Here is a 14,354-nt window from a genome sequence, read left to right on the forward strand (position 1 = left end):
TGCTGTCCCCCTTATCCGCGCGCCCGTCGCGCCAGCTCGTGCAGCACCGCGGAGGTGGGCACGGGCGCCTGGCGGACGCCGGTCAGTTGCTGCTTGAGGTAGGTGCCGGCCGAGGCGAACTCGGCGGCGACGCCCTGCGGGCGGAACCCGTGCCTGATCTCCAACTTGCGCAACCCCGGGTCGGTGGACAGGAGCTGGGCGAGTCCGGAGCCGTTCTCGGTGAGCGGCACGGCGGTGTGGTCGCTGTTGACGGTGGTGTCCGGGTAGAGGACCACCAGGTCGTCGGGCTGCTGCCCGTCCGCGAGGAGGGAGGCGACCTGCGACTCGTAGACCAGGACGAGCGGGTTGCCGGCGCCGCTGACGAAGTCCCGGAAAGCCGCGTCCGTGCTGGACTGCTGGGCGCCCTGGACGCTGACCAGCTTGTGCAGCAGCGGCGCGGTCCTGTCGACCTCGGCGGTGCTCGCGACGACCTTGCCGCCGTTGGCGACGTAGGAGGCGGCGGCGAGATAGAGCGCGCCGGAGTTGGAGGTCTCCGGGTCGGTGCTGGAGAGGTAGAGGGTGCCGGTCAGCTCCCCGTACCTCCCGGCGCCCTTGAGCTGCTGCCAGGTCCGGTCGGCGCGGGCCGCGTCCAGATAGGCGGCCATCTTCAGGGTGCCGCGGTGCGCGGCGTCCAGGGTGGCCAGGCCGTTGGCCGCGAGCACTCCGGCGGCGCTCTTGTGCGCCACGACGACGAGGGGCGAGTAGAAGGGGCGGGGGAGGGTCCCCTGCACCTTGTACTTGGCCGCGAGCTCGACGGCGGGCGCCTGGCTGCTGGGGAACGCGAGGTCGTAGCCCTTGAGGTTCAACCCTTCCATGGCCCAGGACCCGGAGGTCTCGGCCTTGACGGTGTAGCCCTTGGCGGCGAGGGCCTTCACCACGTCCGGATCCGCGAAGAACTCCGCCTTCTCCGACCCGATCACCGTCCGCACGGTCTTCGTTGCCGTGCCCTTGTCCTCATCGCTGCGACCCGCGACGACGGCGACCACCACACCCGCCATCAGCAGTACCGCGAGGACGATTCCCATGATTCGTCTCACAGGTGGAGCCTGCTCCCGGAACCCCACATTCCCGGGTGTTCCTGGTGAACGGACGGCGACACACCAGCCCCGGCCCTGCAACGCCCCTGCGTAACTCCCCCTGAGGGGCGGGAAGCCGCCGCGGTGCCTGGCGGCCGGTCCGCGCGTCGCTGCGGGTGCACGCGGACCGGGTCCGTTCGGGGGGTTCAGCCGGCCGTGCTCAGTTCCTTCGGTCCCGTCAGGGGGGCCGTGTGCGCTGCCGTGCGCCGGGCCGCCAGGATCGCCGCCGTGGTGTCCGCGCGGGACGCGGCGACCAGGAGGACGCGGCCCGCCAGGGCGATCGCCCGCTCGTGCAACACGGTGAGGCGCGGCTCGGCGGCGGCGGCCGGGCGGACCGGCGTCCGTCCTCCCCGCGCGAGACCTGCTGCGCGAGCCGGGCGGCCGCGGTGTCCAGGTCGGCGGAGGGCGCGGTGGCGGGCAGCGCCGCGAGACGACCTGCGAGCTGGAGGTCCAGCTCCTCCTCGCGAGAACGGTTGGGGGAAGTCCAAGGGCGCGCCGGCCATCGTGGGCAGTGCCCCCCGACCTGCCTGATAAACGCTGCTCTTCCGCCTGCCTCCCTGAGGCTGCCTGGGCCGTCTCCGCGGCGGCGGGCCCGGGCCAGAGCGCTGCCGCCCAGGGCGTAATGAGGCCGGCACAGGTGCCGGACCGCGACGGGTATGCGGCCCGGCACTTGAGTCCCGGAGGGGTGCCGCACCGCAGAGGTGGCACTCAACCGGGGGCACGGGGTGTCAGAAGTGCCGCAGGCGCAGCAGGAACTGGCAGCCGCCGGAGCGTCCGTCGGTGTCGATCTTCACTGTGACCGGAGAGCCGACGAAGGCCGAGTGGGTCACGGGCGAGGCGTCCGAGCACTGGCCTGCCTCACCGTCGGCATAGAGCTGAACGTCGAGGACGATCCTGCCCGTCACGGCGAAAGTGAGGTTGCACCAGCCCGGCTGGCTGTCGGTGTCGATCCTGACCGGTGTCCCGAACACCGGGATCGGCAGCATCGGCACCGGGTTGACACCCAGGTTGTCCCCGCACTGGCCTACGCCGCCGGCGCTCCGGGTGAGTTGATAGCTGATGGAGGAGCCCGCGAGGGTGCCGTCCGGGTCGGTGACGCCGAACGCCAGCTGACAGCCGCCGGGACGGTTGTCGGTGTCGAAGCGGATGGCCTCCGTCCAGTTCGGCGAGGTGGCCCACTGCTCCCCGGTCCTCCCTTCGCACTGACCCGTGCCGTCGGGGTTGAACTGGATGCCGAGCTGCGGTTCGGCGCTCAGCGGGGCGGATTCCGACGCGTACGCCGCGGTACTGGACAGGCCGCCGACCATGAATGCGCCTGCGGCCAGGACGAGGGCCAGCGATCGGAGGCGTCCGGTCATCCGTAATCCGCTCATGCGGGAGTCTCTTCGGAATGTGTGGGCGCGAGGGCTGGGCCCGGCACGCCGCTGTCTGTGCCGGCCGGACGGCACGCCCGGCTGGTCCAGACCACAGTATGGGCTGCTGACACCCCGTCCCCGTCTGCGTGAACACGCCAATCTGCGACGGAAGGCGGGGAACTGCTGTGGGTGGTTGACCAGCGACTCTCCCACCCTGGCCGACCCGCTGGTGGTGGGCAGGCCGGGGCGATTTCCGGGTTCCTCATGATGATCGCTCCCAAGGACCAGAGGCTCGGTGACGACGGGCTGACTCCCGGTCAGTGCAATTTCCGTTATGCCAATTGACACAACATCAAGTCGGCTTCTAGGCTCACGGCATGGAAGAAGAGGTCAGACGCCGGGGCCGGCCGCGGAAGGATCCGGAGCGGCTGGCGCGCTGGATCCCGCCGGACGGCTGGTCGCGGCTGGTCGCCTGGGTCTCGCCGGAGGAGAAGAAGGCGCTGAAGCACGTCGCGGTGGACGCCGGGGTCTCCGTCGCGGACCTGGTGCGGTCGTTGGCGAGTGGCCTGGCCGCGGGGGCGATCACGCACGAGGAACTGGTCGGACAGGTCAGGAGAGGCAGGCGGGTCATGGAGAAGATCCCCACGATGTTCGAGCGGGGCGGCGACTTTCGCGTCGTGGACCGCGCGCGCCCCGAGTGCGCCTGGGTGTTCGCGGGGGAGGGCGCGCCCACCGAGAAGCTGGACGGCACCAATGTCCGCCTGACCATCCGCGGGGGCCACCTGGTTCGGGTGGAGAAGCGGCGCAACCCGGACAAGGCGCAGAAGCAGCAGGGCATCGTCGACGGCTGGTACGTCGACACCGACGAGCACGGCCCCGAGGACAAGTGGATCCTGGCCGCGGCCCGCAGCACCGACGTGACCACCTGGCCGGATGGCGAGCACGCCTGTGAGGCTCTCGGTCCGCGCATCCAGGGCAACCCGCTGAAGCTGGACGGCTGGCTCTGTGTCCCGTTCAACCTGGAGGTGCCGGTCTACGAGGCGGCGCCGCGCAGCTACGAGGGCCTGCGGGAGTTCCTCGCCGAGCTGGAGAGCCGCTACGCGCCGGGCAGCCTGGCGGAGGGGATCGTGTTCCACCACCCCGACGGCCGCCGTGCCAAGATCAAGCGCAAGGACTTCCCCAAGGCGGCCTGACGCCCGCCCGGCCGGTCCACGCGTGCCCGCCCGGGTCTGCGAATCCCCGGCGGGAGGTGACCGGCTTGGCTCGACCCTCGACCCTCGACCCTTGACCGCCGAATCGACGGGTCGGCCATACCTTGTGGCACAGATCCGGGAGAATGAGGATCATGTGGACGGAGATCTGACGACTCGTGGAGACGGCTGCCTGAATGTCGGCTGCGGACTCGCAGCCATCTTCGACCTGCTCATGCTCGGCTGGATCGTGGTGCTCCTGATCCAGCGGATCTGACCGCCGCGGAACGGCTTGATGCGCGGTCCAGCCACTGCCGGCGGATCGCCGACGCGCCGGGGCCTGGACCCATGTGCCGGTGCGCCTCCATGACTTCTGCTCAGCCCGCAGCTCAGGAGTCCATCAGGAGTTCCTGGCGGCGGTCGCGAGCAACTGCTCCACCGCCCGGCCGTACAGATGCCATGGGCGCCCGCTGGGGGGGGCGCCCATGGCACACACGGTCTCAGCGCAGGCTGTACGCGCGGATCACGGTGTAGTCGACCGTGCCCCCGTCGGCCCGGACCGCGCTGGCCCGGAAGGAGACCGAACCCTTGGCGGGGTGGTGCAGCGCCGCCAGCCAGGTGCTGGTTCCGGTTCGGTGGAGGGTGGCCCGATGCCAGGTGGCGCCCTCGTCGTAGGAGACGTCCACGCTGATCCGGCGGGTGGCGGACGGTGTCGAACCCGGCTGGGGCTCGAGGCTGACCGGCACCAGGTACGGCCTGCCGCCGGGCGCGCTGTTGGCCAGGTCGACCGTCGGGGTGAACGAGAACGACGACAGTGGCAGATAGGTCCACTGGTCGGTGCCGACCTCGCCGGACTTGAAGGTCCACGAACCGCTGATCCGCGTCGACGCGTCGAAACCGGTGGCGCGGTCGACGTCATACTCCAGACGGTACGACGACTCGGCAGCAGGGACCGGCCCGCTGGCGTCGTAGAAGTACTTCGGGATCTCCGCCAGTTTCACGCCGTCCCGGTAGAAGCCGACCCGGCCCCTGTCCAGCAGCGAGTAGCCGGTGTGGCCGGAGTCGTCGCCGAACGGTGGGACGTTGAGGAGGACGGTGTTGCCGACCCGGGCGACATAGGTGCGGGCGTTGAACTTCGGTCCCGCCGGGCCGCGTTGCCAGTCGACCGTGTAGCGCTTGCCGGGCCGCCAGGTCGTGTCGTCGTACCAGAACTGGGTTTGGCTCGCGCCGATGATGTCCCAACGGTTGTTCCAGGTCACGCCGCTCGCGCTGTAGTAGATGGTCCGCACGCCGGGCACGTGGTACTGGATCGCCGCCGAGATGGCGCTGCCGCCCTCGGCGGGGAAGCCCCAGTTGTGCATGTAGCCCGTCTGCCCGGTCGGCCACACGCTGTGGTTGCGGGTGGTCACGGTGGCCAGTTCGCTCCGCCGGACGGTGTGCCGGTAGTCGGTGAGGAACCGGCCGCGGACGAAGCCGACGATGTCGTACTCGTACGGCGAGTCGAAGAACGTGCCGTCCGAAGTCGGCTCGGCCCAGCGGCTGGTGACGTCGGAGACCATCGTGCCCTCGTCCGCGGTCACCTCGTCGCCGAGGTCGGCCGTGTACAGCTTGGCGAAGTCGGAGCCGATGATCCTGGTGTCGACCGAGTAGCCGCGAGGCAGCCTGCGGGTCAGTCCGACCGCGGCCAGCTTGGTCCGCGCGGAGGACCTGGGCACGGTGACCGACACCGGGGTGCCCGCGCGAGCGTCCAGGGCGAGGACGCCGTCGTCGTCGTGGCCGACGGTGAACGACGGCTGGACCAGCAGGGTCGAGCTGCCGTCCGGGCTGACCACCTGCGCCTGGATGTGGTAGCGGCCCGGCCGGACCTTCACGGACACGGTTCCCGAGGCGTCGTACGGGAACTGGATGACGTCGAGGTCCAGTCCGACGGCCCAGAGCGCGTAGTCGCTCGCCGGTGCGCCGGTGCGGTCGGTGAGCCTGAAGGTGAGCGTGCGGGTCTCGTGGCCCTTGGTGATGGTCAGGGGTGTCCGGACCGAGACGCCGTCCGCGCCGGACGCCTGGAGGACCCCGGTGAAGGTGCCGGTCGCCGACTGCACGGAGGTGTCCGCGGTCAGTACGGCGTCCGCCGTCGACCCGGCCGGGACGAGCAGCCGTGCCGGGCTGACCGTGAACAGGCCGGCCGGACCGGCCGTCCCGTCCGGGGCCACGGCGGTGGTCGACAGGTCGAGGGTGACCGGCGTGGAGCCGTCGTTGCGGTAGGTGACGGTTCTGGTGACGGGGGTGTCGTCGTCGGCAGGCCAGGCCTGGGTGCCCAGGGCCAGGCTCGACACGCCGGGCACGATGCTCTGCCGTACGGCACGGGCGACGTCGACACGCCCGGCGCCCTGCTGGAACACGGTGAGCGCCGGATTGGGCTGTGCGGCCGACATCAGCGCGGCCTTAAGGTCGGAGCCCGACCAGGTGGGGTGCTGCTGTTTGAGCAGGGCCGCCGCGCCGGCCACGTGCGGGGTGGCCATCGAGGTTCCGCTGAGCTGGGTGTAGCCGGGGGAGTACTGCGGATAGTCCGAGTTCTTGGAGAGCGCCGCGACGATGCCGACGCCCGGTGCGGTGACGTCCGGTTTGATCGCGCCGTCGACGCGCGGGCCGCGGTTGGAGAAGTCGGCCAGGTTGTCCTGCTTGTCGACCGCACCGACCGCGAGGGCCGCGTCGGCCGTGGCCGGGGAGGAGACGGCGCCGTCCTGGCCGTTGTTGCCCGCGGCGACGACGAACAGGGCGCCCGTCTGGGCGGTCAGTCGGTTCACGGCCTCTTCGAGGACGTCGACCCCCGGGAAGTCGGTGCCGCCGAGGCTCATGTTGATCACGTCGGCCTTCGGCGCGGCCCACTCCATGCCGGCCAGGATGGCGGACTCGGCGCAGGTCCGGGTGGAGCAGACCTTCCCGATCAGCAGCTTCGCCCTGGGCGCGACACCCTTGTACTTCCCGTCCGACGCGGCTCCGCTGCCGACGATGGTGGAGGCGACGTGCGTGCCGTGTCCGACCTCGTCGGTGGTGTCGGCCGCGTCGCTGAAGTTCCGCTCCTCAAGGATCCGGTCGGCGACGTCCGGGTGGGTGTCGTCGATCCCGGTGTCCAGGACGGCCACCTTCACGCCGTTTCCGTCGTACCCGGCAGCCCAGGCGGTGGGGGCGCCGATCTGCGGGACGCTCTGGTCGAGTTGGACCTCGCGTCTGCCGTCGAGCCAGACGTGCCGGACGCCGTCGGCCGCCTTGATCTCCTTCCAGAAGGCGCCCGCTTCAGCCTTGCGGACCTCGACGGCCGCCGCGCGCAGAGCGGGCAGCGCGCGGGTGATCCGGGCGGACCGGATCTTCGGCGCGGCCTTCGCCGAGCCGTACGAGACGATCGTGGGAAGCTCGGCGGCGTGCGCGTCGTCGTACCTGTCCCGCACCAGCCCGGTGACGTCGAACAGCCGCAGGTCGACCTGCTTGCTGGAGACCAGGCGGAGGGCGTCGTTGGGGATGACGTACTGGTGGCCGTCGCGCGTGCTCTGGCTGAACCCGATCCGCTCGCGGCCGGGCGCCGGGTCGAGCGAGACGCGGTCGCCGTCGACGTAGACCCGGTCGCCGGTCAGCAGGGTGACCCAGCTGCCCTTCGACGACGTGGCGGGTAACCCAGAGGTCGGCACGGCCGGTGACCCGCCGACGGTCCAGTCGGCCGGGCCAGGGCCGGGCGCGGGGCCCGCTGTCGCGGTGGAGGTCAGGCTGCCGGTCAGGCCTCCGGCCAGCAGGGTGACGGTGAGCGCCGGACCGGTCAGGCGCCGAAGTCTGGACATGAATCTCCCCTCGCAGATGCGTCAGCGAAAGTCTGTGATCCGAACAGCCGTGCAGGTACTCCGAGTTGGCCATAGCATCGCGTTATGGATCTGGAGATCCGCCACCTCCGCGTCGTCTCGGCGATCGCCGAGACGGGAAGCATCAGCCGCGCCTCGGTGCTGCTCGGCCACAGCCAGCCGGCCGTCACCGGGCAGCTGCAACGGATCGAGCGCCTGCTCGGCGGTCCGCTCTTCACCCGCGACGGAAGCGGGGCGACACCGACCGCGCTCGGCGCGATCGTGCTGTCCCACGCGCAACTGATCACCGGCCTCCATGACGACCTGATGCGTGACGTACGACGCCGGGACGCCGACGAGACCGGCCTGACCACGCTCCGCCTCGGTGCCACCGCCGGTCCGATGGCCGCGGCGCTGGTGACGGTCAGCAGACAGCTGCTGCCGGACGCCGAGGTGTCCCTGCACCTCAGCGACTCGGACGAGGCGCTGCTCGAACTGCTGGCCGAATCGCGACTGGAGATCGGGCTGAGCGCCGACTACCCCGGCTACGAGCTGCCCGCGCCGGACGGGCTGACCGAGGCCGTGCTGGTGGTCGAGCCCGTGTTCGTCCTGCTGGCCAAGGACCACCCGCTGGCGGACCGGACCGAGATCCCGCTGGCCGCGCTGGCGGGCGAGCAGTGGCTGCCCGGGGACGGCAAGGACATACGGATGCGGGCGATGTTCCGCGACGCCTGCCGCCGGGCAGGGTTCGCACCCAGGCGGATCCAGCAGACCCACGCCAGCGTGGTCTTCTCACTGATCAGCCAGGGGTACGGGGTCTCGCTCTGCCGCGCGATCACGGTGGAACGCGAGAACGCCGTGGTCCGCCCGCTCGCCGGAGACCCGATGTGGGTCCGCGAACGCCTCCTCTGGTCCGACACCGAACCGGTGGCCCAGCGCGCCCCACGCATCCGCGACGCCCTCCTCGCCGCGTACCGGACCCAGGCCGACGCCGTACCCGCCTACCGCGCTTGGCGCGACCGGCGCGGTCCGTCGTGAGCTTCTTCGCGGCGAAACCCGAGTTGGGGCTGTGTACCGCGCGGCACTCCGACGGGGGGCGGGGGATGGGAGGCGCGCCACAGAGGACCGGGGCGAGGCGCTGTCCGTGCGGGAGCCTGCGGCGGCGGTGGGGATGAGCAGCACCGCGTCGGCCTCTGAACAGGGCCGGCTGTCCGGGTGATCCGCACGGCCTCGTCCGTCGCCGTCCTCGGTGGCCGGAGTCCCGTCCGGCCGCCGCGGCAGGACCAGGGCGGCGAGGCCGGTGACGAACGCCGCCCGTACCGGCCCGGACGCCATGGTCACTCCCGCCGCCGAAGAAGCCCGAGAAACCCCTGACCGCGGTCAGTCTCCGGTGCCGTCCTCGTCGAGCTCTGCGGCGTCCGGGGCACGCGGCGTTCCCGGGCCGCCGCCGGCCGGGACGGAGGCGGTGAAGCTGTACCGAGCGGCGCCGCGCGATCAGATCCCGCTCGAGGCCGTCCAGGAAGAAGAACCGCTCCAGTTCGGGGCGGGTCGGCTCCTCCGTGAACTTCCCGTACGCCTCGGCCTGCTCATCAGTCAGAGGGCTGAAATGCGGTGCCCCGAGGCCGTGCGCCGCCGGAGGACCCTGACCGACCGTCCCGGGTCATCGCCAGCCGCCCGGCATCGGCCCAGCGGCGCACGGTCTCCGGACTCACCCTCAGCAGGCGCGCGGCCTGGCCCATGCTGGACATCGGCACCCTCGAACCCTATCCGTGCCCTCGCCCCTCGGAGGCCGCGCATGCTGCTGCGCCAGCTGGAGTACCTCGTCGCGCTCGCCCGCGAACGCCACTTCGCCCGCGCGGCAGCGGCCTGCTACGTCTCGCAGCCCTCACTGTCCGCCGCGATACGGCGCCTGGAACACGAGCTGGACGTGTCGATCGTGCGACGGGGCAGGAAGTACGAGGGACTGACCCCCGAGGGCGAGGTGGTCCTGGCGTGGGCGCACCGCATTCTCGCCGAACGCGACTCCCTGCAACAGGAGCTGTCCACCCTGAGAGGCGGCCTGACCGGCACGGTGCGCCTCGGCGTCGTACCGACCGCGCTGCCCGTCGCCTCCCTGCTGACGACCCCGTTCTGCGAACGCCATCCATGCGCCGGCGTGACGCTGGAGTCACTGTCGTCGGAAGAGATCAGACACGGCCTCGCCGAGTTCGAGCTGGACGCGGCGATGACCTACCTGGACGACGACACCCTGCGCCAGGTGCGCCGCTTCCCGCTGTACGAGGAGCGGTACGTCCTGCTCACTCCCGTCGACGGCCCGCTCGGCGACTGCGGCACGGCGAGCTGGTCCCAGGCCGCCACGCTGCCCCTGTGCCTGCTCAACTCCCGGATGCGCAACCGGCGCATCATCGACGAGTGCTTCGCCGCCGACGGCGCCACGGCCGCCCCGGCGATCGAGTCGGACAGCGTCGCCGGACTCTACGCCCACCTCCCCGGCGGACGCTGGTCCTGCGTCATCTCGCACGCGTGGCTCCACCTGTTCGGCGTCCCCGACGGGATGCGCGTGGTCCCGCTCGAGGGACCCGCACACGGCCCCCGAGTCGGACTGGTCATCGCCCGCACCGAGCCCACCTCGGTCCTCGCCGACGCCCTGGTGACGGTGGCCCGCGAGGCAGGGGTACGCGACGCCCTGGACGAACTGCTCCACTCCTACCTGGGCGGACGCGGCTGATAGAGGCGGTCTATCCGCCCATAGCGAAGAACGCTTTGACCAGGGCGAACGACCCCGAGGATCGTGAACGGCACCTTCCCGCAACGCCAGTTGAGGAGCCGCGACATGGCCAAGGTGCTCTGCGTCCTGTACGACGACCCCACCGACGGATACCCCACCGAGTACGCCCGCGACGACCTCCCCGCCATCGACCACTACCCCGGCGGCCAGGCCACCCCGACCCCCGAGGCCGTCGACTTCACCCCGGGCCACCTCCTCGGCAGCGTCTCCGGCGAACTCGGCCTGCGCACCTACCTGGAGAAGGCCGGCCACACCCTCGTCGTCACCTCCGACAAGGACGGCGACGGGTCCGTCTTCGACCGCGAGCTGGCCGACGCGGACATCGTCATCTCGCAGCCGTTCTGGCCGGCGTACCTCACGCCGGAGCGCATCGCCGCCGCGAAGAACCTGAAGCTCGCGGTCACGGCGGGCATCGGCTCCGACCACGTCGACCTGGACGCGGCCATCGCCCACGGAGTGACGGTCGCCGAGGTCACGTACTGCAACAGCATCAGCGTCGCCGAACACGTGGTGATGATGACGCTCTCCCTGGTCCGCAACTACCTGCCCTCGCATCAGGTGGTGCTCGACGGCGGCTGGAACATCGCGGACTGCGTGGCCCGCTCGTACGACCTCGAAGGCATGCACGTCGGCACGGTGGCCGCCGGCCGCATCGGCCTCGCCGTGCTGCGGCGCCTCGCGCCCTTCGACGTGAAGCTGCACTACACCGACCGGCACCGGCTGGCAGAGGACGTCGAGCGGGAGCTGGGCCTTGTCTGGCACGAGAGCGCGGCCGACATGGTCCCGCACTGCGACGTCGTCACCATCAACGCGCCCCTCCACCCGGAGACCGAGGGTCTGTTCGGCGACGAGCTGCTCGCGACGATGAAGCGCGGCACCTACCTCATCAACACCGCCCGGGCGAAGATCGCCGACCGGGACGCCATCGACCGCGCCCTGCGCAGCGGCCAGCTCGCCGGGTACGCGGGCGATGTCTGGTATCCGCAGCCCGCCCTTGCCGACCACCCCTGGCGCACCATGCCCCACCACGGCATGACCCCGCACATCTCGGGCTCCTCCCTCTCCGCTCAGGCGCGGTACGCGGCCGGCACCCGGGAGATTCTGGAGTCCTGGTTCGCGGGCCGTCCGATCCGCGACGAGTACCTGATCATCGACGGGGGAGCCCTGGCCGGGACCGGCGCGCACTCGTACTCGGTCACGAAGTGACGGGCTCTACAGCCCTGGCTTGACCGGCAGGGGCCACCCCCGGGCTGTTCTCAGGTCCGGTCGACGTGCACGTTCGTCGGCTTCACCCGGGCTGTGGCCTCCCCCGACCTTGACCAACTCCTGCAGGCTCTCGCACGTCACTTTCGACGCCAGCCGGCGCGCCTCGACAAGGACCTCCATCCGGCGAGGCCATGGTGCTGTGCTTCAGTACGGGGATCGCTGTGGTCCTGGGCCACGTGCGCAGCCGGCCATCGGCACCTGTGGGATGGGGGATCTGGCGCTGGCCGTCGTGGTGACGGTCATCATCGTGCCCGTTCCGGGCTGCTTTCTTCTGGATGCCGGTAGCAAGGTCCCCGGTTCCGACCGGCCTTGGTTCGGTGGTTGCCGTCGTCCCCCGTCACATCTGCGCGCCGGTGAATCTCGCCGATGAGCTGCTGGTCGTCCGAGACGGCGAGGTGATCGACCGCCGACAGGTAACGGCGCGAGGCGCCAATACCTGAGCGAGTTGCGGCTATCCCGGCCAGGTGGTCGATGTTCCGTGGAACCAGGCGCGCCCTCCGCCGAAGGTCGGGACTTCGCGCTGTGGCTTGGGGGCGGCGGTCAAGGTCCCGAATGCTGCGCGAACGGTGTCCGGCTTGACTATGGGCACCATCAATCCGATCACCAGGAAGCCCCGTCTGGCCCATCGCTGCAAGCCCCTGGTTGCCGTTGGCATGCCGGTCCTCACCGACCACGCACCCATGCTTCAGCCAAGATCGGCAGAGTGCGGATATCGGTCCTGATCCTGTCGCCGAGCGAGTTCGGCCTGGCGAACGCTGCGGAACACCTCGGGGGTCGTCCATCCGCGCAGCGTGGCGTGAATCGTCGAGCGGAATGCGGCCTCGGCCGTGGTGGCGTCGAGGGCTCCGGCCAGTTCGAGGGTCACGAGCCCGTGCATGGTTGCCCACATCGACAGGGCGATCGAGGTTGCGTCGCCGGCGAGGACGGACGCCGTCAAGGCGCGATCGATCGCCGCGAGGAGCGGACGGATCGGGTCACTGGCACCGACCTCTCCTGACGGGGCGAAGGGCTGCACACCACCGAACAGGACCGTGTACAGGTGGCTGTGTCCGCGCCCCCAACGACGGTAGGCGACGGCCAGTGCGTAGAGGTCGGCGAGCGGGTCCGCCGCGGAGGTCTGCACCGCCGACAGGTCCTGGAACAGGCCGGCGACGGCTTTGTCGCGCACGGCACCGATCAGCCCGTCCTTGCCGCCGAACAAGGAGTACACCGCCGTCGTCGACGCCTCGGCAGCGGCGGCCACGGCGCGGACCGTGACCGACTCTCGCGGACGGGTGGCGAGCATCTCCGTCGCGCACTCCACGAGCCGTTCTTTGACGACCTCGTCGTTTGTTCTCGGCCTACCCACGGCCAGCAGCCTACCCCCTCTGATAACGTCGTTTTGAAACAGCGTTTTAAAACTGTCGGAGGTCCGCCGTGCCCAAGTCCGCCATACGCCCGGTCCGCTTCACCGGGCGCTTACTGGTGGCCCTGGCCGCCGTCGCGACGCTGGTCGTCTTCTTCCTCGCACTGATCTCCCTCACGGACGGGGCAGGTTCGGGGCTCGCCGCGTGGCTGACGACCCTCGGGGCCGGGACTGTCCTCGCGCTGTGGCGGGGCCGGCGCCGCACCTGGCCGGCGCGACTCGTGCCGTTCCTGCCGGTGGTCGTCGCCGCGGCCCTGACAGCGACGGTCTGCATCCCGACCGTGCCGACGGCCCGGCAGTACCCGCCCGCTCTACCGTTCGTGGCCACGCAGCACTGGAGTCTGGCCACAGGCAGCCGGGTAGCGGTCTACCACTACCCGCCCGCGAACCCCGGCGCCCGGCACCCGATCCCGCTCGTGTACCTCAACGGCGGACCGGTCCGCGGCATCTCACTGCTCGACCACCGGTTCCTGCGACTCCTGGCACGCCAGGGCTACGACATCTACGCCTACGAACAGGCCGGTGGCGGACGAAGCGACCTGCTCCCCATGAGCCAGTACACGATCACCAGGTCGGTCCGCGACCTCGCCGCCTTCGTCGACCGTCTGAACAAGGGCGAGGTCGACATCCTCGGATTCTCCTCAGGCGGGGCCGTGCTCACCCGAGCCCTGGCCGACCCGCGCGTTGCCGCACGCCTGCACCGGGCGATCATCGCTGAGCCCGGCCCCATGGACGGCCCCACCGCACACATCGCCGGGCACAAGGGCCGCGCATCCGCACGGGGGCTCGCGCCGGTCCTGACCGGACCGCGATCGACGCACGTCCCCCGGTACGCCGTGGCGTTCGGCCTCATGCGACTCGGACTCCTCACCCCCGACACCGGACTGATCGGACAGGCCGAGGGCGACAACGCCTTCACCGCTGCAGACCTCGGCACCGACACCGCATCCGCCTACTGCGCGCGCGACGCTCACCGCATCCCCGCCGAGGACACCGCACAGAACTTCTCCTTCAGCCCCGCCGCCAGCCTCCGCATCCAGCGGACGGTCAAGGACTCGCCCTCCATCGCCCCCCAACTGAGGCGCTCCCGGACCCCCGCGATGCTGATGATCGCCGAGTGCTCCTCCCAGGTCCGTCAATGGGAGACCACCGTCCTTGCCAATGACCCCGCCATCCAGCGCACGCAGTACATGCCCGGAGTCGGACACCACATGTGGAACGGCCTCGACGACAACAACGACCGGGCCGTCGCCGTCATCACCGCGTTCCTCCAGGACAAGCCGGCACCCCTGCCGGACTACCCGACCCGCGACGAGATCCCTGCCTTCCTGCGCGACCAAAAGTGAAGACGGTTCAGCCCGTAACCGGCAACGGCGGGCGAAACCTCGAAGCCGCTCCGGCCCTGCGGCAG

Annotated in this window: 10 protein-coding genes and 2 pseudogenes; 6 read left to right on the plus strand and 6 right to left on the minus strand. The window is 70.8% G+C overall.

Annotated features, from left to right (window positions below; translation table 11 throughout):
- Positions 1–11: 11 nt before the first annotated feature.
- The 3 genes and pseudogenes from ABZ490_RS22210 to ABZ490_RS22220 form a co-directional block, all read right to left on the minus strand.
- A complete protein-coding gene (locus tag ABZ490_RS22210; protein ID WP_358992571.1) occupies positions 12–1,076 on the minus strand; it encodes a hypothetical protein in 1,065 nt (354 codons plus the stop codon).
- 185 nt (positions 1,077–1,261) lie between these two features.
- A pseudogene (locus tag ABZ490_RS22215) lies at positions 1,262–1,618 on the minus strand (hypothetical protein).
- 225 nt (positions 1,619–1,843) lie between these two features.
- A complete protein-coding gene (locus ABZ490_RS22220) occupies positions 1,844–2,488 on the minus strand; it encodes a hypothetical protein (protein WP_358992573.1) in 645 nt (214 codons plus the stop codon).
- Between the two features lie 359 nt (positions 2,489–2,847).
- On the opposite strand from ABZ490_RS22220, the gene ABZ490_RS22225 reads away from it, so the two are divergent.
- A complete protein-coding gene (locus tag ABZ490_RS22225) occupies positions 2,848–3,663 on the plus strand; it encodes a hypothetical protein (RefSeq protein ID WP_358992576.1) in 816 nt (271 codons plus the stop codon).
- Between the two features lie 91 nt (positions 3,664–3,754).
- Positions 3,755–3,937, plus strand: coding sequence for a hypothetical protein (locus ABZ490_RS22230; RefSeq protein WP_358992577.1), 183 nt, complete (start codon positions 3,755–3,757; stop codon positions 3,935–3,937).
- Positions 3,938–4,160: 223 nt separating this feature from the next.
- Here the strand turns inward: ABZ490_RS22230 and ABZ490_RS22235 are convergent, their stop codons facing one another.
- A complete protein-coding gene (locus ABZ490_RS22235) occupies positions 4,161–7,487 on the minus strand; it encodes a S8 family serine peptidase (RefSeq protein WP_358992579.1) in 3,327 nt (1,108 codons plus the stop codon).
- Positions 7,488–7,571: 84 nt separating this feature from the next.
- Between ABZ490_RS22235 and ABZ490_RS22240 the strand changes: the two genes are divergently transcribed.
- Positions 7,572–8,522, plus strand: coding sequence for a LysR family transcriptional regulator (locus ABZ490_RS22240; RefSeq protein ID WP_358992581.1), 951 nt, complete (start codon positions 7,572–7,574; stop codon positions 8,520–8,522).
- A 617-nt stretch (positions 8,523–9,139) separates the two neighbouring features.
- Here ABZ490_RS22240 and ABZ490_RS22245 read toward each other — a convergent pair.
- Positions 9,140–9,238 (minus strand): annotated as a pseudogene (locus ABZ490_RS22245) (helix-turn-helix domain-containing protein); the annotation flags it as partial.
- A gap of 41 nt (positions 9,239–9,279) precedes the next feature.
- Between ABZ490_RS22245 and ABZ490_RS22250 the strand changes: the two are divergent.
- Both ABZ490_RS22250 and ABZ490_RS22255 read left to right on the plus strand, forming a co-directional pair.
- Complete coding sequence (locus ABZ490_RS22250; protein ID WP_358992583.1) at positions 9,280–10,212, plus strand: LysR family transcriptional regulator; 933 nt, start codon at positions 9,280–9,282, stop codon at positions 10,210–10,212.
- Positions 10,213–10,317: 105 nt separating this feature from the next.
- A complete protein-coding gene (locus ABZ490_RS22255; RefSeq protein WP_358992585.1) occupies positions 10,318–11,478 on the plus strand; it encodes an NAD-dependent formate dehydrogenase in 1,161 nt (386 codons plus the stop codon).
- Positions 11,479–12,223: 745 nt separating this feature from the next.
- Here ABZ490_RS22255 and ABZ490_RS22260 read toward each other — a convergent pair.
- Positions 12,224–12,886, minus strand: a complete 663-nt coding sequence (locus tag ABZ490_RS22260; RefSeq protein ID WP_358992587.1) for a TetR-like C-terminal domain-containing protein — start codon at positions 12,884–12,886, stop codon at positions 12,224–12,226.
- A 68-nt stretch (positions 12,887–12,954) separates the two neighbouring features.
- Between ABZ490_RS22260 and ABZ490_RS22265 the strand changes: the two genes are divergently transcribed.
- Complete coding sequence (locus ABZ490_RS22265; protein WP_358992589.1) at positions 12,955–14,289, plus strand: alpha/beta fold hydrolase; 1,335 nt, start codon at positions 12,955–12,957, stop codon at positions 14,287–14,289.
- The last annotated feature ends 65 nt before the right edge of the window (positions 14,290–14,354 follow it).

The organism is Streptomyces sp. NPDC005811, from assembly GCF_040630405.1.
GTDB lineage: Bacteria > Actinomycetota > Actinomycetes > Streptomycetales > Streptomycetaceae > Streptomyces.

Excerpts from the sequence above, each read along its gene's own strand:
- ABZ490_RS22220 (WP_358992573.1), bottom strand. The coding sequence starts at position 2,488 with ATGAGCGGATTACGGATGACCGGACGCCTCCGATCGCTGGCCCTCGTC.
- ABZ490_RS22225 (WP_358992576.1), top strand. The coding sequence starts at position 2,848 with ATGGAAGAAGAGGTCAGACGCCGGGGCCGGCCGCGGAAGGATCCGGAG.
- ABZ490_RS22235 (WP_358992579.1), bottom strand. The coding sequence starts at position 7,487 with ATGTCCAGACTTCGGCGCCTGACCGGTCCGGCGCTCACCGTCACCCTG.
- ABZ490_RS22240 (WP_358992581.1), top strand. The coding sequence starts at position 7,572 with ATGGATCTGGAGATCCGCCACCTCCGCGTCGTCTCGGCGATCGCCGAG.
- ABZ490_RS22250 (WP_358992583.1), top strand. The coding sequence starts at position 9,280 with ATGCTGCTGCGCCAGCTGGAGTACCTCGTCGCGCTCGCCCGCGAACGC.
- ABZ490_RS22255 (WP_358992585.1), top strand. The coding sequence starts at position 10,318 with ATGGCCAAGGTGCTCTGCGTCCTGTACGACGACCCCACCGACGGATAC.